This is a genomic window from Algoriphagus sp. 10J20-15 (assembly GCF_055809615.1).
Genome location: NZ_JBVVUG010000046.1, coordinates 97,960 through 118,511, shown reverse-complemented (window position 1 = coordinate 118,511; position 20,552 = coordinate 97,960). Strand labels below are relative to the sequence as shown.

General features: G+C 38.6%; 20 protein-coding genes and 1 pseudogene. 16 read left to right on the top strand and 5 right to left on the bottom strand.

Annotation, left to right across the window (positions count from 1 at the left end; genetic code table 11):
* Nucleotides 1–13: 13 nt before the first annotated feature.
* Nucleotides 14–244, bottom strand: a complete 231-nt coding sequence (locus tag AC0L6R_RS21600; protein WP_473273161.1) for a ribose-5-phosphate isomerase A — start codon at nt 242–244, stop codon at nt 14–16.
* 535 nt (nt 245–779) lie between these two features.
* Here AC0L6R_RS21600 and AC0L6R_RS21595 point away from each other — a divergent pair.
* From AC0L6R_RS21595 to AC0L6R_RS21585, 3 genes are all read left to right on the top strand, one after another.
* The gene (locus tag AC0L6R_RS21595; protein ID WP_473273091.1) at nt 780–1,808 is read left to right on the top strand and encodes an NAD(P)/FAD-dependent oxidoreductase; all 1,029 of its coding nucleotides are present in this window, start codon (nt 780–782) and stop codon (nt 1,806–1,808) included.
* 25 nt (nt 1,809–1,833) lie between these two features.
* Nucleotides 1,834–2,031 carry a hypothetical protein gene (locus tag AC0L6R_RS21590; RefSeq protein ID WP_473273089.1) on the top strand — a complete coding sequence of 66 codons (198 nt, stop codon included), beginning with the start codon at nt 1,834–1,836 and terminating at the stop codon, nt 2,029–2,031.
* 91 nt (nt 2,032–2,122) lie between these two features.
* Nucleotides 2,123–2,464 (top strand): zinc ribbon domain-containing protein YjdM, encoded by a 342-nt coding sequence (locus tag AC0L6R_RS21585; RefSeq protein ID WP_283411202.1) that lies wholly within the window; start codon nt 2,123–2,125, stop codon nt 2,462–2,464.
* A 57-nt stretch (nt 2,465–2,521) separates the two neighbouring features.
* On the opposite strand, the gene AC0L6R_RS21580 is transcribed toward AC0L6R_RS21585, so the two are convergent.
* The 3 genes from AC0L6R_RS21580 to AC0L6R_RS21570 form a co-directional block, all read right to left on the bottom strand.
* The gene (locus AC0L6R_RS21580; RefSeq protein WP_473273088.1) at nt 2,522–3,706 is read right to left on the bottom strand and encodes a retropepsin-like aspartic protease; all 1,185 of its coding nucleotides are present in this window, start codon (nt 3,704–3,706) and stop codon (nt 2,522–2,524) included.
* A gap of 68 nt (nt 3,707–3,774) precedes the next feature.
* Nucleotides 3,775–4,962: a retropepsin-like aspartic protease gene (locus AC0L6R_RS21575; protein WP_473273086.1), complete on the bottom strand. Its 1,188-nt coding sequence runs from the start codon at nt 4,960–4,962 to the stop codon at nt 3,775–3,777.
* Between the two features lie 89 nt (nt 4,963–5,051).
* The gene (locus tag AC0L6R_RS21570; RefSeq protein ID WP_473273085.1) at nt 5,052–5,978 is read right to left on the bottom strand and encodes a ThuA domain-containing protein; all 927 of its coding nucleotides are present in this window, start codon (nt 5,976–5,978) and stop codon (nt 5,052–5,054) included.
* 80 nt (nt 5,979–6,058) lie between these two features.
* On the opposite strand from AC0L6R_RS21570, the gene AC0L6R_RS21565 reads away from it, so the two are divergent.
* The 5 genes from AC0L6R_RS21565 to AC0L6R_RS21545 are packed head-to-tail and all read left to right on the top strand — an operon-like array spanning nt 6,059 to nt 12,284.
* Complete coding sequence (locus AC0L6R_RS21565; RefSeq protein WP_283411199.1) at nt 6,059–7,027, top strand: DUF6807 domain-containing protein; 969 nt, start codon at nt 6,059–6,061, stop codon at nt 7,025–7,027.
* Between the two features lie 29 nt (nt 7,028–7,056).
* Nucleotides 7,057–8,427: a Gfo/Idh/MocA family protein gene (locus AC0L6R_RS21560; RefSeq protein WP_473273084.1), complete on the top strand. Its 1,371-nt coding sequence runs from the start codon at nt 7,057–7,059 to the stop codon at nt 8,425–8,427.
* A 12-nt stretch (nt 8,428–8,439) separates the two neighbouring features.
* The gene (locus AC0L6R_RS21555; RefSeq protein WP_473273083.1) at nt 8,440–9,810 is read left to right on the top strand and encodes a putative oxidoreductase C-terminal domain-containing protein; all 1,371 of its coding nucleotides are present in this window, start codon (nt 8,440–8,442) and stop codon (nt 9,808–9,810) included.
* A 54-nt stretch (nt 9,811–9,864) separates the two neighbouring features.
* Entirely contained in the window at nt 9,865–11,271 is a 1,407-nt protein-coding gene (locus AC0L6R_RS21550) for an NAD-dependent epimerase/dehydratase family protein (RefSeq protein WP_473273082.1), read from the top strand.
* Nucleotides 11,272–11,330: 59 nt separating this feature from the next.
* Entirely contained in the window at nt 11,331–12,284 is a 954-nt protein-coding gene (locus AC0L6R_RS21545; protein ID WP_473273081.1) for an aldo/keto reductase, read from the top strand.
* Nucleotides 12,285–12,355: 71 nt separating this feature from the next.
* Here the strand turns inward: AC0L6R_RS21545 and trpF are convergent, their stop codons facing one another.
* Nucleotides 12,356–12,976: a phosphoribosylanthranilate isomerase gene (gene trpF, locus AC0L6R_RS21540; protein WP_473273080.1), complete on the bottom strand. Its 621-nt coding sequence runs from the start codon at nt 12,974–12,976 to the stop codon at nt 12,356–12,358.
* 128 nt (nt 12,977–13,104) lie between these two features.
* On the opposite strand from trpF, the gene AC0L6R_RS21535 reads away from it, so the two are divergent.
* From AC0L6R_RS21535 to gyrA, 8 genes and pseudogenes are all read left to right on the top strand, one after another.
* Complete coding sequence (locus AC0L6R_RS21535) at nt 13,105–13,764, top strand: hypothetical protein (RefSeq protein WP_473273079.1); 660 nt, start codon at nt 13,105–13,107, stop codon at nt 13,762–13,764.
* Nucleotides 13,751–15,415, top strand: coding sequence for a S8 family serine peptidase (locus AC0L6R_RS21530; RefSeq protein WP_473273078.1), 1,665 nt, complete (start codon nt 13,751–13,753; stop codon nt 15,413–15,415). The genes AC0L6R_RS21535 and AC0L6R_RS21530 overlap by 14 nt, the downstream gene beginning before the upstream one ends.
* A 54-nt stretch (nt 15,416–15,469) precedes the next feature.
* Nucleotides 15,470–16,129: a ribulose-phosphate 3-epimerase gene (gene rpe / locus AC0L6R_RS21525; RefSeq protein ID WP_473273077.1), complete on the top strand. Its 660-nt coding sequence runs from the start codon at nt 15,470–15,472 to the stop codon at nt 16,127–16,129.
* A gap of 113 nt (nt 16,130–16,242) precedes the next feature.
* Nucleotides 16,243–16,599, top strand: coding sequence for a hypothetical protein (locus tag AC0L6R_RS21520; RefSeq protein WP_473273076.1), 357 nt, complete (start codon nt 16,243–16,245; stop codon nt 16,597–16,599).
* Nucleotides 16,592–16,753: a hypothetical protein gene (locus AC0L6R_RS21515; RefSeq protein ID WP_473273075.1), complete on the top strand. Its 162-nt coding sequence runs from the start codon at nt 16,592–16,594 to the stop codon at nt 16,751–16,753. Before AC0L6R_RS21520 ends, AC0L6R_RS21515 begins: the two co-directional genes overlap by 8 nt.
* Before the next feature lie 94 nt (nt 16,754–16,847).
* Nucleotides 16,848–17,120 carry a hypothetical protein gene (locus AC0L6R_RS21510; RefSeq protein ID WP_473273074.1) on the top strand — a complete coding sequence of 91 codons (273 nt, stop codon included), beginning with the start codon at nt 16,848–16,850 and terminating at the stop codon, nt 17,118–17,120.
* Nucleotides 17,121–17,160: 40 nt separating this feature from the next.
* Nucleotides 17,161–17,811 carry a hypothetical protein gene (locus AC0L6R_RS21505; RefSeq protein WP_473273073.1) on the top strand — a complete coding sequence of 217 codons (651 nt, stop codon included), beginning with the start codon at nt 17,161–17,163 and terminating at the stop codon, nt 17,809–17,811.
* Between the two features lie 154 nt (nt 17,812–17,965).
* Nucleotides 17,966–20,541: pseudogene (gyrA, locus tag AC0L6R_RS21500) on the top strand (DNA gyrase subunit A).
* Nucleotides 20,542–20,552 lie beyond the last annotated feature (11 nt).

Here is a 20,552-nt window from a genome sequence, read left to right as displayed (position 1 = left end):
GAATTACCATTTTTCAAAAAATAATAGTTTGAGTACTATTATTTTTTCCGATGATAATAATAGCTGTGAAGCGGATGAATAATTCATGGGAAATGACACCAGTGATTTTGTCCAGTGAGTTAGAATGTTGAAGAGGTTGCTCAATGTGCTCAAAGTCAACATCAAGCGTCCAGTTACCTTGATCGGCTAATAAAAATTCCCCTTTCATTTGCCGAATAGTATAAGCAGTTCCTAATTTCTCAATCTGATTTTATACTGATTAGGATGCAAAGGAAATTATTTCCGGTGGAAAGTGAAATGTTATTACTCACTGCGATACTTATTCGCTGTATGCTGATAAGATTGTCTGCTTTTTAATCGTAGCGTGAGTCTGCTTTATAAGCGGTAGATTTTTTTAATAGCTAAAGGTAAAAGCTTAGCTATTTAGAGAAGTTGTATGAGAAAGTGCTAATTGATAGTGCTACGGATTCATAATTTATCTAGTTGATGAAAGCATGCTCTGTTTAGCTAAAAACCAGTCCTGCGTGGTGGATATTACATTTGAGTTGGTCAAAAGAGAGTTTTTGAACGAAAGAAGCTTTCTATTGGTGGGATTTAGTTCAATTTGCAGGTTCAAAAAGTCGGCAAAATAAATGTTGAATTTTAGATTAGCTTTATTTTGGAGATGACAAGATGTAAGTTAATTACTGCTGTTTCCAAACAATGCCCACTTGAACTGGTTAAAATTTATATCCTTACCAAAAGCTGTTTGTGTAAGTTTTTACAAAGAAATCCCATAGATGAAAGATCAAAATATATACATAATTGGTGCAGGTGTTGCAGGTTTAGTCGCTGCAATTGAACTCGAAAAAGCTGGATTTTCACCAATTATATTGGAAGGAAGTGATAGCGTAGGAGGTAGGGTGAAAACAGATTTAGTTGACGGTTTTCTTTTAGATCACGGTTTTCAGGTGCTGCTTACGGCTTATCCTGAAGTGAAAAGGTACCTTGATCTGTCAAAATTGAATTTGAAATATTTTGAACCAGGAGCGGTTGTATTTGGAGAAAATGAGACGTTTATAATTTCCGACCCTTTACGTAATCCACTCAAGGTGGTTAGTATGGCTTTTTCTCACGTTGGTAGCTTTTTGGATAAGGTTAAGATGTTTAATCTTACTCAAATGCTTAAAAATAAGTCGATTGAAGATATTTTTAATGAACCCTCTATCACTACCCATGAATACTTGATTGACTATGGGTTTACGGACCAAATAATTTCTAACTTTTTCAAGCCTTTTTTTAGAGGGATATTTTTGGAAAAGGACCTAGAAACCTCCTCCAGAATGTTTGAGTTTGTCTTTAAAATGTTTTCTCAAGGACTAGGTGGGATACCGGAAAAAGGTATGATTGAGGTTCCTAATATGCTCAAAAATCAATTGACTAAGACAATATTCAGGTTTAATACCAAAGTAACGGACGTCCTTGGGCAAAATATCCAATTAGAAAATGGCGAAACGATAGAAGCCGATCGAATTATTGTGGCTACCCAGCCAGATAAATTTATGAAGCAATTGAAAGGACAATTTGCTCCTTCAAGGTCGGTGATTACCTTGTATTTTTCACTTCATAAATCATTTATGAATAGAGCTATGTTGGGCTTGATTCCTGGGGAAAATCACCTGATTAATAATATGGTGTTCATGAGTGATGTTTCATCAGCTTATTCTACTAATGGTAGAGCTTTGCTGTCTGTTTCAATTTTGGACTCTGACCTGAAAGAGAAGGAGTTGATTCAAAGCAGTTCAGGCAGAGTTGGAGTCTATTTCTAGAATTAATGCGGAATATTTCAAGTTTGTGAAGGCATATTATATCGATTATGCAATTCCTACAGTAGAAGATATGAAAGGCACTATTCCATTTACCGAAGCTAAGATTTCAGATCACGTATTTTTAGCTGGAGATTACCTATTGAATGGCTCAATCAATGCAGCCATGGCTTCTGGGCGAATTGCAGCGGAGGCGGTCGTACATAGCTTTACTCCAGTTTATTGAAGTCGCTGCAGAATTATTTTGATTATTAGGTGGCGGGAACCAGGTTTGAGGACGTATATCCCCTGTTGGAAATTTGTTTTATCTTCGTGCCATGGAAAATATACCTCCTTGCCCAGCCTGCAATTCGCCGTATGGCTATGAATTGGATGAAAAGTTGATCTGCCCAGAGTGCAGTTTTGAATGGACTCACGGTGAAGTTGAAGAAGAAGTTGAGGAAGGATTAGTAGTCAAAGATTCGAATGGAGCTATTTTAGCAGACGGAGATTCTGTGACGATAATAAAAGACCTTCCAGTAAAAGGGGCTCCCAAACCAATAAAAGCAGGTACAAAAGTAAAGAGTATTCGGTTAGTAGAGGGTGATCACAATATTGACTGTAAGATTGATGGATTTGGCTCTATGGCACTGAAAAGTGAGTTTGTGAAAAAAGCCTAGAGATTTACGATTTCGGATAGTTGACTTCAGATTTCGTGGATTAGGGAAGGTGATTAGTTACAAATCTGAAGTAGGTTCTTGCGCTTCGTAATTATAGATTACTTCTCCAGATTCTGATTCAAAGGTGAATTGGATTTTTTTTTGACCATAGATTTTTGACCAATCCATATTTAGCTGATCACAAAATGGTATAGAATCTAGGTGTAAATCATTTACTGAGCGTAAAATTTGGCCTTTTCGCACTCCTGCTAGGTACGCATCAGATTTTGGCTCAATGACTGAAACTTGCTTATCTATCATTTGAAAATCCAATTTTCTTTTGAAATCAAGATTTGCATCTTCATAAGGCTGAACGTAAAACCTGTCTTTGATTAAGTCGATCACCACAACAGCTTTTTCTAGAAGACCAGCACCTAAATTTGAGACCCAATCAGTTTCAAAAGTGTTAATTGGCACATTTGAAAATACAGTTTTACCTAAACGTAATCCTTCATTTTCAAATGAATAGTTTAATATGTCCTGCTGTGAACCAAACAATCCTCGAGCTGTGAAAGAGTGGATTGTGTCAGTGATGACATCCGGTGAAAACATATTGTCATTAATCATTTTTTCAAATGTCTTGTTACTCATATTGAAAAATCTATTTCCTGATCCTGTGTCAAACTGTACCAATTCAGCTGCGTTGGTTCCGACGTGATATAAAGGAATCAAAGGAGTTTTTTGTTGATCGGGGTATTTTATTTCGACAAAATCGGAATACTCATTGTCTAAAGAATTCAATGATTTAGCAATCGTTAAGCGTTTATTTTTAAGATCGATTTCAATAACTTTTTTATCAAAAAATTCTAGGCCCAAATATCCATCTAAATGAACATTACAGATCTCATACATATTACCAGGAGGTATTATAGATGTTTTAAGGTTCTTAACTTTAATGTTACCAACATTTATTTCCGGAATAATGGTGTGTGTTACAAAATCAGTATTTCCATAATAGTCCATACCATGATGCCAGCCAATAGAATCTAAGCCAAGTCTTTTTGCTGCGATTGGGGAGATTGTAGTAGGAGCTCCAGTATCAAATTGAAAAATAAAGTCTTCGCCTTTTATTTCTACCGAGATGAATATAGCATTTCTTACAACTTCGAACGGAATTACCTCGGTTACATTCCTTACATATTTACTATAGAAAAAAGCGCCAACTGCCATTAATATTATAGCAAGAAAAAGTTTTTTGTTCACTGGATAGAAAAATTAGTTGAAAGTATAGATGTGGTTTTCTGACATTACAAATTAATCATTATCGATTGCTAATCAGATTCGGATAACTTCTCAGTTTTATAGTAATCATAGACAAGTTCTACTTTATCTGTTGTGAAAATAAATTGAATTGTGTCCCTGTAGAAGTGATGCTCCAAATCAAGGTAATATAGATCACACTTAGACAGTGAATCAAAAAAGACTCTGTTGATAGCTATTAATTTTTGTCCAACACGAACTCCCTTATTAAAAGCATCAGATTCTTCTTGAACTGACGATACAGTTAAATTTTCAAGCTTAAATCCTTCCACACGTTCCTTGTTTAGAGAAAGTAAAGGGTACGGGCTAAAATAGAATTTGTCGCTTATTAAATCTAGAGTTATAGTTCCTTGGTTTAGAAGTGCAGAGCCTAAAATAGAATAGTTTTTTTTGCCAAATGTTTTTAAAGTTGTGTTTTCTAAGGTTACTCCTGCTATTTCAAGCTTAGGGATATTGAATAAATAATTTATAGTATCTCTTTGGGGACCAAACATCCCAAAATCCGAATTTTTATTTAATGTGTCTATTATGTTTTTTGGAGTTAATGTGTTGTCGATCAATAGTTTGTGAAATGTTGTAAGTCTGAAGTTTATTAGATCCTTATCTGATCCAGTATCAAATAAAATTGGCTCTTTAATTGAATCATTGCCAATTGCTAATGAAAGAAAAGGAGTCTTTTGATTTCCATGATACGACATCTTAACAGGCACGGTTGAAATATTAGAAATAAAATGAGGGGAGTTGGCAATTGTCAACTTTTTATTGACAATGTCAATATGGACCACTTTTTTATCAAAGAATTCTAAGCCTAGATACCCATCTATTTGCACATCACATATTTCAAAACTCTGAATTGGTTTTACCACATCTACTGTCATTTGCGGCGAAACTAGGGGGCCAAGTTTTAGTTCTGGTAATATTACCTCTTCAATTGTGGATATATTGTCATAAAAATCAGATGATATATTTTTGCCAATCGTCTTAATGTTAAGTTTTTGTCTAATCTCAGGAGAGATGGATGTATTAGCTCCAGTATCAAACAAGAAAGTGTATGTTTCTCCTTCAATTTCAACTTTGAAAAGGATAGAATTTCTGATTACTTCAAAAGGGATTACTATGGGGACATTCCTTACATATTTGCTATAAAAAAATGCACCAATCGCCATTAGAATAATAGCTCCAAAAAGTCTTTTTATCATTGTGTTGAAATAATTAAAGTCCAGTAATTGAGCTAACACTCAGTTCAACTACTGGACTTTCAAATTTTAAATTTCAAACTTCAAATTTTTCACTTACCAATCGGCGTTTCATCTACTTTCACATCTCCAGCTACATACTGAAGTGCGTCTAGGAAATAGGCAAGAATAGCAGAATTTTCAAAGCTTTGCGCATTGTGAGAAGTTGAGATATACATTGCTCTACCTTTACCGTCTTTTCTGATCCAAGAAACATAAGTTTTACCGGAAGTTTTCTCCTGACCTTTTCTTTGACCTTCGATTTCAGCGTTGTTGAAATAGGTCAGCGGATGGAAATCCAAGTCATCATAAGCACCTTTGTAGAAGTATGGCTCATCCACATGGTTATATCCTTCAGCTGGAAGGGACTTAGTCAATGGGTGAGAAGGATCTTCAATTCTTACCTGGAATGCCTGCTGCTTTGTATGGTAATCGAAGCTACCTCCGGTTAGTTTTGAAAACTCCATGGAGTTGTTTAGCATGGTATTTCCTCCATGTACCACGAGAATTCCGCCTCCTTTTTTCACGTATTGGATGATGTTATTCTCCAGCTCGTTTGCTTTTTTCCATACGGCTACGCTATCCATAGAAGCATCTTCGCTGAATACATCTACAAATAGATTTCTGTACTGAGGCTTAGAGTTAGTGTTATCAAATACGACAGCATCAAATTCTTTCAAATTGTCTTTTTCCATCATAGCGATGTCAGTACTTGTAGTCACATCAAAGGCGCCACTTTTGTCACCGAGGATTTCAATCATTGCAGCAGTATGTGGGTTTACCCAGTGCCAAAAGCCTGTATGAAGCGAAAACACCAAGATTTTCTTTTTCTTTTTGAAAGGGAAATTGGCTTTTTCAGGTGCTAAATCTGTGATTTTATCTTTCCAAGCTTGATCCAAAGGGATCTCTGTTGGGTTCTGTGCGAGAGTGAAATTAAGGGATGCTAGGAAAACGATTCCGTAGATAATAATTTTCTTCATGGGGTAATTAGATGAACGGGTTAGTCGATAATTTAGAATTCTATATCTTTAAAATTCGATCCCAATAACCTGAAATTTATATGATATTCAAAAGAATTTTCTGCGTACCAGTGATTTACCTATGTTTAATGGTATCAGTGTTTGCGCAAAAAGTGGAGTTAAAAGAGACATCTAGCGGAATTGATTTCGTGATTGGTAATCAGGCTGTTCTAAGCTATCAAACGGCTGTAGCAGACGTGCCTGAAGGCATAAAAAAAGATTTTGCAAAATCTGGGTTTATTCACCCGCTAAAATCCCCGTCGGGACAAGTTCTTACTAGAATTCAACCAAAAGATCATTATCATCACTATGGAATCTGGGGACCTTGGACACGTGCCACCATCAGTGGTAGAGAAGTAGACTTTTGGAATTTGGGAGACCAAAAAGGCCGAGTAGACTTTTCTCATGTGCTATCTAAAAAGGTAGCGGGTGGTGCAGCCGAACTCAATGTTCGTCAAAATCACCTTGATTTGAAAGCTCCCGAATCTGAACGGATAGCTATAGCAGAGGATCTTCGCATCAAGGTAAAACCTGCGGACAAAGGTCGATATATGGTCGATTACACAAGTACAATTGAGACTAAAATACCTGGGGGAATCTTACTTGATGATTACCGATATGGCGGAGGCATTGGTTTCCGTGCTACAGAGCAATGGGGAACGGATAACAGTTCTGTTTTAACATCCGAAGGTGATACCAGAAAAACCGCGGATGGAACAAATGCAAAATGGATCATCGTACAGGGAGAAACTGATGCTACATCGGGAGAGAGTGGGATCCTGTTCTTAAGTCACAACACGAATAAATCTCACCCAGAACCTTTGCGCGTATGGCCAGAAGATAATTACAATGGAATAGGTAATGTCTTTATAGAATTTACTCCGATTAGACATGAGTCTTGGGAGCTTTTACCCAACAAACGATATACATTAAAATACAGAATGATTGTCTTTGACGGTAAGATGACTGCAGCTGAAGCAGATGCTTACTGGAGAGCTTTCGTGAAATAAATTCAAGTGATAATTAACCCTAAAGTGAAATGAAAAGAAGAGAATTTATTAAAAACACCACCTTAGCAAGTGCAGCAATAGGATTTCCTACTATTGTACCTGCTTCAGTTTTTGGAAAAAATGCCCCTAGTAATAAAATCAATATAGGTCAAATTGGTTGTGGTAGAATCGCGCGCGATCATGATATGCCAGGTGTATGGCAGCATGATATAGCTCGTATCGTTGCAGTTTCAGATTTGGATAGCAACCGCATGGCGGATGGCAAAAAGCGTGTAGAAGATTACTACACCAAGAAAATGGGAAAAGCATATCTCGACGTAAAACAATATGGAGACTATAAGGACATGCTTCAGAATAAGGATATTGATGCCATAGTAATCAGTACTCCAGATCACTGGCATTCTCAGCCAGCTATGGAAGCTTCATTGGCTGGTAAGCACGTCTATGTACAAAAACCAACTTCCCTGACTATCCGTGAAGGGCGACAGCTGGTTGATGCTGTGAAAAAGTCAGGAACTGTCCTTCAGCTTGGTACCCAGCAACGTTCAAGTGAGCAGTTTAGAATTGCAGCAGAATTGGTAAGAAATGGAAGAATCGGTAAGCTTCACACTGTGAAGATCGGTCTCCCAGGAGATCCCTCAGGACCTGAGGCCGCACCTATGCCTGTTCCTGCCAACTTGAATTATGATATGTGGTTGGGTTCTACCCCTGAGGTCCCTTATACAGAAATAGGCGTACATCCACAGAAAGGATACGACCGTCCGGGATGGTTGAGATTGGAGCAGTTTGGAGCAGGTATGATCACAGGCTGGGGACAGCATCACTATGATTCTGCCGCTTGGGGAATGGATACTGAGCTTACTGGTCCACGATACATTCAAGCTGTAGCTGAGTTCCCTCATTCAGGATTATGGAATGTGCATGGAGACTTTATGGCAAAAGCTGAGTATGATAATGGTATCACTATGTACACAAGTGGTGGCTACCCAAATGGAATTCGTTACGAAGGTACGGAAGGATGGATCTGGGTTTCAAGAGGTAATTATGTGGCTTCCACTTCAGATCCTGTAGCGCAGGGGAATAGTGCCAAAGCCTTGGATGCTTCAGATCCTAAGATTCTGAAATCAGTAATTGGACCTGACGAAATACAGTTGATCAGAAGTGATGAACACCATGGCAACTGGCTGGGAGCGATTCAGGGTAATAACGAATTACTTTCTCCGGTTGAAATCGGTCATCGTTCTTGTTCAGTATGCCTTGTCACGCACATTTCCATGAAACTTGGAAGGAAGCTGGAATGGGATACTGCAGCAGAAAAATTTATAAATGATCCAGAGGCAAACTCAATGTTGGAAAGACCACAAAGAGCACCTTATGGTACTAATTATGTGAAAATTTAATTATTGAATATTTTGAAAAATACTGCTCTAGTAGCTTTGGCTGCAGGAATTTTGTTTTCCTGCGAAAATAAAGAAACTGTGACTGAGGCTTCTGAAACTAAGGCTGAGATTACGATTATGTCCCTTGACCCGGGACATTTTCATGCCGGATTAATTCACAAATCCATGTATCCTCAAGTGGACTCTACAGTCTATGTTTTTGCTCCAGAAGGACCTGAACTGAAAGACTACATGAATAGACTTTCTGGGTACAATAACCGTGAAGAGGATCCGACTTCCTGGAGTTTGCAGGTAAGTACTGGTGAGGATTATTTAGATCAAATGATCTCGACTAAGCCTGGCAATGTGATGATGGTAGCAGGAAAAAACGATCGTAAGATTGATTACATCTCCGCTGCAATTTCCAATGGAATCAACGTCTATGCTGATAAGCCTCTGGTGATTAATAAGGATGGATTTAAAAAGCTGCTCCATGCTTTTGATGAGGCATCACAAAAGGATTTGTTGCTTTATGATATCATGACTGAGCGTTTTGAGATCAGCACGATTTTGCAAAAAGAACTGAGTATGGATGCAGCGGTTTTTGGGGAACTGGAAAAAGGCACACCTGAGAATCCAGCCATTACAAAGGAATCTGTACATCATTTCTTCAAATATGTATCAGGAAATCCTCTTGTTCGTCCGGACTGGTTTTTTGATACAGATATTGAAGGAACTGGTATCGTTGATGTAACGACTCATCTAGTGGATTTGATCCAATGGGAAGCTTTTCCAGGAGTTACTTTAGATACTACAGATGTTGAGATGCAATCAGCTAAACTTTGGTCCACAGATTTGGATTTAGAGCAGTTCAAGTTGGTTACAGGTAAAGCTGAGTTTCCTGATTTTCTTCAGAAAAACGTATCTGACGGTAAGCTGAGCGTGAATAGTAATGGAGAGATGAATTACACGCTGAAGGGTGTGCATTCTAAAGTAAGTGTGATCTGGAATTTTCAAGCGCCCGAAGGAGCTGCAGATACTCATTACAGCATGATGCGTGGAACCAAAGCCAATCTAATTATACAGCAAGGTGCAGATGAGAATTATGTTGCCACCTTGTATGTGGAATTATTGGATGGACAAGATGATTCTTTAGCAAGCTTGGTAAAAGAGAAGTTGCAAGGTCGTTTTCCGGGGTTAGATCTGGAAAAAATCACGGACAATAAGTACAAAGTAATCATCCCAGAGAAGTATCATAATGGACATGAGGCCCATTTTGCTCAGGTAACTGAAAAGTATTTGGAATATTTTGCCAATAAAAATATGCCGGATTGGGAAGTGCCAAATATGATTGTGAAATACTTCACTACGATTGAAGCTTTAGAAAAAGCCGAAGAAAAATAAATTTATACTGAACAGGACCACCAAATAATAGGTTGGTTAGTTAAGCTCTTTATTATGAAATTAACTAATCAACCTATATCTGTTTCTAAGCCAACTGTCGCACTTGCCGGTGCAGGTGGATATGTGGGTCGCTGGTTTATTCACCACTTCCGCCACAAATACAATATTATTGCTCTTAGTAGAAGAAAGGTAAAGGATAATCCATACCCTGAAGTGACTTGGAAGCAGGTGGAATTGTATTCAATTTCAAGTACAGTTGAAGTGCTTAAGGGGGTAGATGTCGCGATCTACTTGGTACATTCTATGAATGCTTCCACACGTCTAAATCAAGGTAGTTTTGAAGATACCGATTTACTACTTGCTGATAATTTTAGCCGAGCGGCTCATTTAAACAAAGTAAAGCAGATCATTTACTTAGGAGGATTGCTGCCAAAAGAGACGGGAGAAAGTCTGTCTAGACATCTCAGAAGTCGTCTTGAAGTAGAACAAACCCTGGGTTCTAGGTCTGCTAAACTTACCGCTATTCGGGCTTCGATAATAGTAGGGCCCGGAGGATCATCGTTTGATATGATTAAGAATCTAGTGACTAACTTGCCTGTCCTCATGTGTCCACAGTGGACGGAGTCTTTGACCCAACCTATTTCTTTGCGCGACACCTTAGATATTATTGATACCTGTGTAGGAAATGAGAATGTATTTGGTAAAGCAATAGAAATTGGGAATCCTGAAGTGATTTCTTATCGAAAAATGCTGGAGTTGACAGCCGTTCAGCTAGGGAAGAAGAGGTTGGTTTTCTCAGTTCCCGTTTTCTCTTTGGGGCTTTCTAAGCTTTGGGTTGGCTTTTTTGGCGAATCTCCTCCTCAATTGGTTTCACCCTTAGTGGAAAGTTTGAAGCATACGTTGACGGTGTCCGAGGAATTGAAGTTCAAAGAGAAGCATATTGATTACCTGACATACGAAGAATCGGTCAGAGCTGCGCTGGATTCTACTGTAGAACTTAAAACTCCAAGCTTTTACCCGTTAGATAAAGTAAAGAATACTGTAAGAAGCATACAGCGAATGTCAAACACCCATGGACACTCAGCAACTTGGGTGGCTCAGCGTTATAATATTTGGCTACCCACATTCTTTAAGTTTTGGATCAATGGAGAAATGCTCGAAAGTGGAGAAATTGTGTTTTATCTATTGTGGACTAAAAAACCAATGTTACAACTGACCATGATTCCAGATAGAAGTGAAGAAAGTAGGCAGCTCTTTTACATTTCCGGTGGCTGGCTAGTGAAGCGATTTGATCACGGATGGTTGGAGTTTCGTGGGGTTTTAGATAATAAATACATTATCTCAGCTATTCATGAATTTGTGCCAAGATTGCCATGGCTGATCTATGTGAATACTCAGGCTAAAATTCATCTTTGGGTAATGAATAGATTTAAGAAATATTTAAAGAATCGAGTGAATTAAATGCAGGGTTTATTCTGTTAAGAATTCACTCATATCATAATCTAAATTTTTATAATCATATGAAAAACTTAAGCTTTAAAAACGGAGATAAACTCCCAATTATCGGGTTAGGAACATGGAAAAGTAAACCAGGAGAAGTTAGTCAGGCTGTTTACTGGGCAATAGAAGCTGGCTATCGACACATAGATTGTGCAGCTGTATATCAGAATGAAAACGAAGTAGGGGAAGGTATTGCAAAGGCAATTTCTGAAGGATTGGTTACGAGAGAAGAATTATTTGTAACATCAAAGCTTTGGAATAATTCACATAAAAAAGAGCAAGTTTTGCCTGCTTTGCAAAAGACACTTTCAGATTTGAAATTGGATTATGTAGACTTATATCTGATACACTGGCCTATTGCTTTTAAAGCTGGCGTGGGTTTTCCAAAAGATAGAGAAGACTTTTATACCTACGATGAGGTTTCCATAGCTGAAACTTGGGTAGCTATGCAAGAGGTGAAGGAAATGGGATATGCCAAACACATAGGAGTCTCTAATTTCAATCAAAAAAAGCTGGATGAATTGGTGCAACTCGGTGGCCAATTACCTGAAATGAACCAAGTAGAGATGCAGCCCTATCTTCCGCAGGATGGCTTGGTTGAGTATTGCATAGAGCATGGAATTTTAATGACTGCATATTCTCCACTTGGTTCTCCGGATTCAAGGGCAGAAAAACATGAAAAAGATCCGAAACTATTGATTGATCCCGTAGTAAAGGAGATTGCGGATAAACATAAAGTAGGCGCTGGACAAGTTCTAATTGCCTGGTCTATCGCTAGAGATATTGCAGTAATTCCCAAATCCGTGAATAAGGATAGAATCAAAGGGAATTTGGCAGCTGCTAAAATTAATTTGGACGACCACGATTTGATGGAATTAAGAGATATCGGAATTAGTCACCGATTTATTGATGGTTCATTTTTCACAGGTGATAACAGCCCTTATGAATCATCCGATTTATTTGATCAACCTTAAAGCATCCAGGATTTGACACAAAAAAGGCTATTGGATAAGTTCCAATAGCCTTTTTTGTGAAAATGATTTTTTTATTCATCCTCTTCCAATGTTTCAAGTATATCTGCAAGTTCATCGAAGTCTTTTAGACCTGGTTTGATTTCTTTTCCGCCTGCTAGCGTTATTCCATAAATCCCAAGTTCAGTAATAAGGTTTAGGACGTTTTCTGAAGTAATCCCTACTCCTAAAATAACTCTGCAATTTTCACTTAATATTTTTATCGCTTTTTTATCCTCATCAGTAAGCTCCTCGTGGATGGAGGTGACATGAAAAATGATTCCTGAAGCATTTAATTTTTCAGCAACTTCCAATTCAATGTGTCGAACATCTTCTAAATCCATTTTATAAATCAAGCCAAATCCCTTGCCTTCCAAATCTACTAGTGGATCAATCCTGTCATGCTCAACCCACTTTATTGTAGGGTAATTTTCTAAAGTGTGTAGGACTTTGTCTGACTCGTAGCTTTGAAATTCTCCGACAAACTCAAGTCCAGAAACCCATCCTGTGATTTCGTTATACTGCGTGGGATTGATGAATTTTTCAGATTCTTGTTCTAAAGAAAAGCCTAACAAATCCACATACATTCCCGAACAATACCTGGCATCTGAAAGATTGGTGATGCCGCTTATTTTTACAAAAGTGCTTAAAGCCATGATTTAAATTTTAAAGTTGCTAATTTAAACAGGATGATTGGCTTGAAAAAAGTATTTCGAAACTGTCTGTAATCTGCTTAGTCTATCTTTAGGAAAATACTTGTATTTTTAGTCATTGAATAATAAATATGGAAAGAAAGCTACCGCTTATTTTATTATTAATGTTTACGCTTTTTACGTCTTGTGATCGAGAAATCGAGGATTCACAAGTGGAATTGGGCTATGACTTTCAACCGCTGGAAGTTGGATTGTTTTGGGTTTATGAAGTAGATCAAACCATCTATTTTGGTGAAAATGATTCGGAGCAGGAATTATTTTTCTATAAGGATCGTATTCGAAGCTTTTATATAAATGCAGAAGGGGAGCAAGTTTTTATCGTAAACCGTAGCAAATCTACGGATGAGACCACTTGGATTCAGGTGTTGGAATATACCCTCACCCAACGAGACCTTGCTTTGGTACGTACGATTGAAAATCAGCCCTTGGTTACCTTAGTTTTTCCTCCCAAAGACGGTATTGTTTGGAATGGGAATGTCTATAGAGATGAATTAGCGGATGATTTCGAGTTAATTAATTCGGGCAATTCTATCCGGGTCAATCAAGAAGATAGTGACGATCAAGTTACTTACAGAGATATTCGATTTGAAGTTTACGACTTAGGTATAGGCTTGGTGGAAAAGTACGACGAGGTGTTAACCTACTGTTCAAGAAATGATTGTTTGGGAGATATGCTGATTGATTCAGGATTTAAGGTGCAAATGAAATTGACCGATTATGGGAAGGATTAAATTTTTAGCTTTTGTCCTCTTAGGAATGACTTTTTCTGGCAGTTTGGCTGCCCAGGATCGTTATGCTGTTTTCTATAAATATAAGCCTCAACAAACTCTTTCACTGGATAAACCAAGTGAATTCCTTTCTCAAAAAGCGCTGGATCGAAGAAGTAAAGAAGGCGTTGCACCGGATAGTTTGGATCTTCCTGTTGCGCAGAAGTATGTAGAAGCAGTTTACGAGAAGTCTAATTACATCCTGTATTCTAGCAAGTGGTTTAATGCTACTTTATTGGTGACAGATGCTACTAATGTTAAGGAAATAGAAGCTTTGCCGTTTGTTGAAAAAGTCGAGCTGGTAGGCAGGGGATTTATCCCAAGTCCAAATGCACGGGTTGGAAAAAGAATTTTTGCTTCAGTCAGTAATAGATATTGTCCTCCAGATGCTGAAAATGCCCGAATATTAGCCGCAAATGAAGAAACCTATGATTTTCAGAATTCTCTGATAGGAATTGATTTGATGCATGAAGAAGGTTTCACGGGCAAAGGAGTTACCATAGCTGTTTTTGATGCAGGATTCCCTGGAGCTCAAACTGCCAGTCCTTTGGCACATCTACAAACAAATGGGCAAATCATCTCTACTATGGATTTTGTGAGGCCGTGGAATGATAATGTTTATTCGGATAATCAGCATGGCACAAATGTGCTTTCACTGATAGCTTCTAATGAACCTGGAAAAATGGTTGCTGGAGCTCCGGACGCTGATTACATCCTTGCTATGACAGAGGAAGTTGTCACGGAATTTTGGGTGGAAGAATACAACTGGGTGAGGGCAGCTGAGTTCGCAGATAGTTTAGGGACGGATATCATCAGTAGCTCGGTGGGCTATTATGATTTTGATGATCCTGACATGAACTATACGCTAGAAGACTTGGATGGAGAGACGACTATTATAGCACGAGGGGCAAGTATAGCTGCAAGTAAAGGGATACTGGTGGTAAATAGCGCTGGGAACTATGGTCCCGGGGTATCCACATTATCGTCTCCTTCCGATGCTAAAGGAATTCTAGCGATAGGATCTGTAGATAATGAGTTGGATATTGCTAGCAGCAGTTCCCGTGGACCAACAGGAGATGGAAGAATAAAACCTGACCTTGCAGCTTTAGGACAGGGAGCCTCTTTAATTCGCTCAAATGGTAACCAAGCTTATTCCAACGGAACTTCCTTCTCAGCTCCTCAGATTGCAGCGTTGGCTGCGGGTCTTTGGGAAGCCAAACCTGAATGGACAAAGGATCAGTTAATTGAAGCACTTTTGAATAGCGGTACTCAAGCTGATGAACCGGATAATTTATTAGGCTACGGCATTCCTAATTTCTATAGAGCTTACTACGGAGAAATCCTTGGCGTTGAAGAAAATGAAGAAGTAATGGTGTGGAATGTTTTTCCCAACCCGGTACTTGGAGATCAATTAAACATTTACTTTGGAAGCAGCCTTAGTGCTGAATTTACCCTCATAGATCTTAACGGTAGAGCTTTGGAAAATGAGACCTTGAATAGATCCTCTGCTAAAGAGCCATTTAGAATTCTACTGCAAGGGGTAAAACCAGGGTTCTATGTAATTCAAATGCAGGACGGCGCATTTATCAAGCAAAGCAAATTGCTCAGACAATAGGAAATTGTGGCTTGAGTTGTAAATTCGTTTTTTCACATCTTCAACATATAATTCATGGCCTCTTTAATTGCCCCATCTATACTAGCTGCTGATTTTGCAAATCTCCAACGAGAAGTAGAAATGTTGAATTCATCGGCTGCGGATTATATCCATGTGGATATAATGGATGGTGTATTTGTACCCAATATTTCTTTTGGAATTCCTGTGACCGAAGCGATTCAACGTCATGCAAAAAAACCTTTGGATGTGCATTTGATGATTGAAAATCCGGATAATTATTTAGAAGACTTCAGGAAAGCTGGAGCAGAGGTGATTTCTGTTCATTATGAAGCCTGCATACATTTGCATAGAACTTTGCAGGCGATCCACAGTCTTGGAGCGAAAGCTGGTGTTGCCATCAATCCTCATACGCCAGTAGAACTTTTATCTGATGTGATCCAGGATATTGACCAAGTCATTGTGATGTCAGTAAATCCAGGGTTTGGAGGTCAGAAGTTTATAGAAAATACTTATTCTAAGGTGGCACGTTTGAAGGATTTAATTTTGGCTAAGGGAGCTAATACTAAGATAGAAATTGACGGAGGGGTTAATCTGAATAACGCTCCAAAGTTATTAGCGGCAGGTGCTGATATTTTAGTTGCCGGAAGTTTTGTTTTCAACTCTCCTGATCCTGTTCTGACAATCCATCAACTAAAGAGCATTGAGCTGGTTTGACTTTGTGAAAAGCCATTTATCATAAAATATCTTAAAAAGGCCTCGAAATTCTTGAATTTTTCGCTTTTGAGAGTTTTATTAGACATTATAAGGAAATTAAAATCACAATGTTTATGAAAAAAGTATTGCTTTTCGGAGCGTTATTCGCGTTCCTAGGGCTTGCTGCTTACGCACAAGATGAGGAGAAAGTCACAGATGAAGACTTGGCTAAATATGCAAATGTAGAGGTAACATTTGACAATTATGTAAATTCAAAAACTGAAGAATTAAAAGCCATGATCTTGGAAAATGAGATTTTTCAAGGTGGAGCAAGATATAATGAAATCAAAGCTGCTTGGGGTGACGAAGCTAAAATGACGGAAGCAAATGTCACAGATGAAGAAAAAGCTGCTTTCGAAGAAGTAAAAGAAATTTCAAGGATCGCTGCAGGGAGTTTTGAAAGAATACAAAACTGGGCTGATAATGGATGAGGAGATTTTGGGAGCTGGTACTTACAATAAAGTATTAGCCGCAACCAAAGAAGATCCTGCTGTTCAGGAGAAACTTGATACTATGATTGCCGAAATGAAGGCAAAGCAAGAAGCTGAGAAAGAAGATACTGAAGAACCAACTGACGGAAAATAAGAAATTATTTAAGTTAATATGAAAATGCCTCCTGATTGGGAGGCATTTTTTTTTAATTTCACACCAAGAGTCCCGAGCCTTCGTTTAGATTATTATGAATTACAGACAGCTTCCTATCACCTTATTTCTATGTTTTATTCTCACTACTGTTTTAGCACAGGAAGAAGATATTTTTGGAATTTCTCAAAAAGCCAAAAATCCTAAAAGTGAGTCTGGGTTAGGGAATGTGACTAGGAATGTGCTGGAAGCGTTCAGCGTAGAGCTATCAGGAGGTGGTGCTTATCAGCAATTTGGAACAAATTTTTATTCAGCCAATACTAATCTTTACCCATTTTCCGCTTTCAGAATTTCGATGGAGATCCTTTAGCTATTTCTGAAGAAAACCCTCTAGAAATGAAAGGCGGAGATTGGGTTTTCCAAATTGGAATGGCGGGTTAAGAATTAACCTTTTCAATCTTTTAACAATTGGCGGTGGCTTTGGTCAGGACTGGGGAAATCTAGCTCCCATGCAAGGTGGAGACTATCAGTTTGACTTCGAAGGAGCTACCTACCAAGTCAATAAATTATACGGAACTGTAGGGTTGGTCCTATATGATGCAAATAGAAGACGTGCATTTTTGAATTGGAGATATAGAAATTATTCTTCATCCAATCTTTACATGCAGTCAGAACTTAGACAGAGAGCTAGACAGAATTATTCTTGGAGGTTTATTTTTGAAGCGGAATTCGGCAAGCTGGATCTTAAGAAGGCATATGATCCGGCACTAGTTGGTAGCGCTGGTCCATATGTTCCTCGGTTAGCCGTTTCAGATAAAAATTATTATGGATTAGGTCTCAGGATAGAACGGGACTTCTCCGAGTATACTAAATTATTTGTAAAAGGAGGAGCTGATTTCCGCAAGTTCACTTATGCAGCATCTGATTTTTCCGAATTCCAAGACCTTGATCAAAAGGTTTATGCAATGCAATTAGGACTTGCTGTTCGTTTTCACAGGAACAAAACGATGCAAAATTGCAGGCTGTGGCGTTGTGATGAAGCATATGCACAACGGAATTGAGTACAGAGGAAGTGGTATTTTTAATTTTCAAGACAGGAAAGTAGGACAGTGGTATTAAAGTCTTGATTATCGTCTTTGTACTTTATAATCTCTTTTCAAATAGAGCAGGTTTTTACTATCTTGCAGGCTTAATCGACCCCGTGAATAGCATTATATGGCTCAAGGAGAAAACGAGAACATCATACCCATTAACATTGAAGAGGAAATGCGTGGTGCCTACATCGATTATTCGATGTCGGTTATTGTTTCAAGAGCGCTTCCAGATGTCCGAGATGGACTAAAACCAGTACACCGCAGAATCCTTTTTGGAATGCAGGAACTGGGAGTATTACATAACAAACCTTATAAGAAGTCTGCCAGAATAGTCGGTGAGGTGCTTGGTAAGTATCACCCTCATGGTGATTCAGCCGTGTACGAAACGATGGTTCGTATGGCCCAGCCTTGGTCTCTGAGGTATCCAATGGTGGATGGTCAAGGTAACTTTGGCTCAGTGGATGGAGATAATCCTGCGGCTATGCGTTATACCGAGGCCAGACTTAAGCGTATAGCTGAGGAGCTTTTGGTGGATATCAATAAAGAGACAGTAGATTTTCAATTCAACTTTGATGACTCCCTCAAGGAGCCAATTGTTTTGCCTGCAAAAGTTCCAGCACTTTTATTGAATGGAGCTTCCGGTATTGCAGTAGGTATGGCTACGAACATGGCCCCTCACAACCTAGGTGAAGTAATTGACGGCATTGTAGCATACATTGACAATAATGATATCACTATATCTGAGTTGATGGAGCATATCATTGCTCCTGATTTCCCTACTGGTGGTATTATATATGGTTACAATGGAGTAAAAGCTGCATTCGAGACCGGTAGAGGGAGAGTGGTGATGCGTGGTAAGGCGAATGTGGAAGTCAAAGATGGCGGAAATAAGGAGATGATTATCATCACCGAAATTCCATACATGGTGAATAAGGCAAGCATGGTAGAAAAAACTGCTGCGCTCATCAATGAAAAGAAAATCGATGGAATATCTGCCATTCGTGACGAGTCAGATCGCTCTGGAATGCGCATTGTTTACGAATTAAAGCGTGATGCTATTTCCAGTGTTGTTCTTAATAATTTATACAAGCATACACAGCTACAGACTTCATTCTCAGTGAATAATGTTGCCTTGGTAAAAGGTAGGCCGCATACACTGAATCTGAAAGATATGATCGTACATTATGTCAATCACCGACATGAGGTAGTGATTCGTAGAACAGAGTATGAACTTAGAGAAGCTGAGAAAAGAGCTCATATTCTTCAGGGATATTTGATCGCGTTAGATCACTTGGATGAGGTGATTGCTTTGATTCGAAATTCTGCCGATCCTGAGACAGCAAGAAATGGCTTGATCGAAAGATTCGAGTTGAGTGAGATTCAGGCAAGAGCTATTCTCGATATGAGATTGCAGCGATTGACTGGAATGTGGAGCGTGAGAAGATCATCAATGAGTACAACGAGATCATGGCATTGATCGAGGAACTCAAAGAAATTCTTGCGAATGAAGACAAGAGAATGGAAATCATCAAAGAAGAGCTTTCAGAAATGAAAACCCGCTATGCTGATGATAGAAGAACTGAAATCGAGCATAATGCTGAAGATTTCAGTTATGAAGATATGATTCCAAATGAGGAAGTGATTATCACGGTGTCTCATGAAGGATATGTGAAGCGTACTGCGCTTACAGAATACAGAACTCAAGGACGGGGAGGAGTAGGATCACGTGGTGTAAGTACCAAACAGGATGATTTTACAGAATACTTATTTACAGCATCCACGCATAATTACTTGTTGATCTTTACCGACAAAGGAAAATTATTCTGGTTGAAAACCTATGCTATCCCTGAAGGATCTAAAACTTCCAAAGGAAGACCAATTCAGAACCTGATCAGCATTGAGCAAGATGATAAGATTCGTTCCATTATTCAGGTGGCGGATTTGAATGATCAGGATTACTTAAACAATCACTTCTTAGTTATGGTCACTAAGCAAGGAGTAATTAAGAAGACTACCTTGGAGCAATACAGTCGACCTAGAACAAACGGTATAATTGCTTTAAATATTCGTGAGGATGACCAATTGGTAAATGTAGAAATGACCAATGGCAGCCAGCATATCGTGATTGCAGCAAAATCTGGAAGAGCTATTCACTTCAACGAAGAAGCAGTAAGGCCAATGGGTCGAACAGCTACTGGTGTTAGAGCGATCAGGTTAAATGATGATAATGACTATGTGATTGGCATGGTATGTGCATCTGAAGAAAATGCCACCCTGCTCGTAGTGTCTGAAAAGGGATACGGAAAACGCTCCAGTCTAGACGAATATAGAATCACCAATCGTGGAGGCAAAGGAGTGAAGGCAATGAATGTAACCGAGAAAACCGGAGCACTAGTTGCAATCAAAGAAGTAGTAGAAACAGATGATTTGATGATTATCAATAAGTCTGGGATCACAATCAGAATTTCTGTCGATGGTCTTCGCGTTATGGGAAGAGCTACTCAAGGAGTTCGATTGATTAAAATAGGGGAGAATGACGAAATTTCTTCTATTGAAAAAATATCAAAAGAAGAGGATGTAGAAGTTTTAGAAGACACATTAGAAGTAACAGACGAGAACGCTGATACCACTAGTGAAGAGCCTAAAGCTGATGATTCTGAAAACTCTTCCGATGAATCAAATGAAATAAACGAATAACCAACCAAACA

What these genes read in the sequence shown, in the direction of transcription:
- AC0L6R_RS21550 (WP_473273082.1), top strand. Translation starts at nt 9,865, where the DNA reads ATGAAATTAACTAATCAACCTATATCTGTTTCTAAGCCAACTGTCGCA.
- AC0L6R_RS21585 (WP_283411202.1), top strand. Translation starts at nt 2,123, where the DNA reads ATGGAAAATATACCTCCTTGCCCAGCCTGCAATTCGCCGTATGGCTAT.
- AC0L6R_RS21520 (WP_473273076.1), top strand. Translation starts at nt 16,243, where the DNA reads ATGAAAAAAGTATTGCTTTTCGGAGCGTTATTCGCGTTCCTAGGGCTT.
- AC0L6R_RS21560 (WP_473273084.1), top strand. Translation starts at nt 7,057, where the DNA reads ATGAAAAGAAGAGAATTTATTAAAAACACCACCTTAGCAAGTGCAGCA.
- AC0L6R_RS21515 (WP_473273075.1), top strand. Translation starts at nt 16,592, where the DNA reads ATGGATGAGGAGATTTTGGGAGCTGGTACTTACAATAAAGTATTAGCC.
- rpe (WP_473273077.1), top strand. Translation starts at nt 15,470, where the DNA reads ATGGCCTCTTTAATTGCCCCATCTATACTAGCTGCTGATTTTGCAAAT.
- trpF (WP_473273080.1), bottom strand. Translation starts at nt 12,976, where the DNA reads ATGGCTTTAAGCACTTTTGTAAAAATAAGCGGCATCACCAATCTTTCA.
- AC0L6R_RS21595 (WP_473273091.1), top strand. Translation starts at nt 780, where the DNA reads ATGAAAGATCAAAATATATACATAATTGGTGCAGGTGTTGCAGGTTTA.
- AC0L6R_RS21535 (WP_473273079.1), top strand. Translation starts at nt 13,105, where the DNA reads ATGGAAAGAAAGCTACCGCTTATTTTATTATTAATGTTTACGCTTTTT.
- AC0L6R_RS21575 (WP_473273086.1), bottom strand. Translation starts at nt 4,962, where the DNA reads ATGATAAAAAGACTTTTTGGAGCTATTATTCTAATGGCGATTGGTGCA.
- AC0L6R_RS21565 (WP_283411199.1), top strand. Translation starts at nt 6,059, where the DNA reads ATGATATTCAAAAGAATTTTCTGCGTACCAGTGATTTACCTATGTTTA.
- AC0L6R_RS21545 (WP_473273081.1), top strand. Translation starts at nt 11,331, where the DNA reads ATGAAAAACTTAAGCTTTAAAAACGGAGATAAACTCCCAATTATCGGG.
- AC0L6R_RS21530 (WP_473273078.1), top strand. Translation starts at nt 13,751, where the DNA reads ATGGGAAGGATTAAATTTTTAGCTTTTGTCCTCTTAGGAATGACTTTT.
- AC0L6R_RS21570 (WP_473273085.1), bottom strand. Translation starts at nt 5,978, where the DNA reads ATGAAGAAAATTATTATCTACGGAATCGTTTTCCTAGCATCCCTTAAT.
- AC0L6R_RS21510 (WP_473273074.1), top strand. Translation starts at nt 16,848, where the DNA reads ATGAATTACAGACAGCTTCCTATCACCTTATTTCTATGTTTTATTCTC.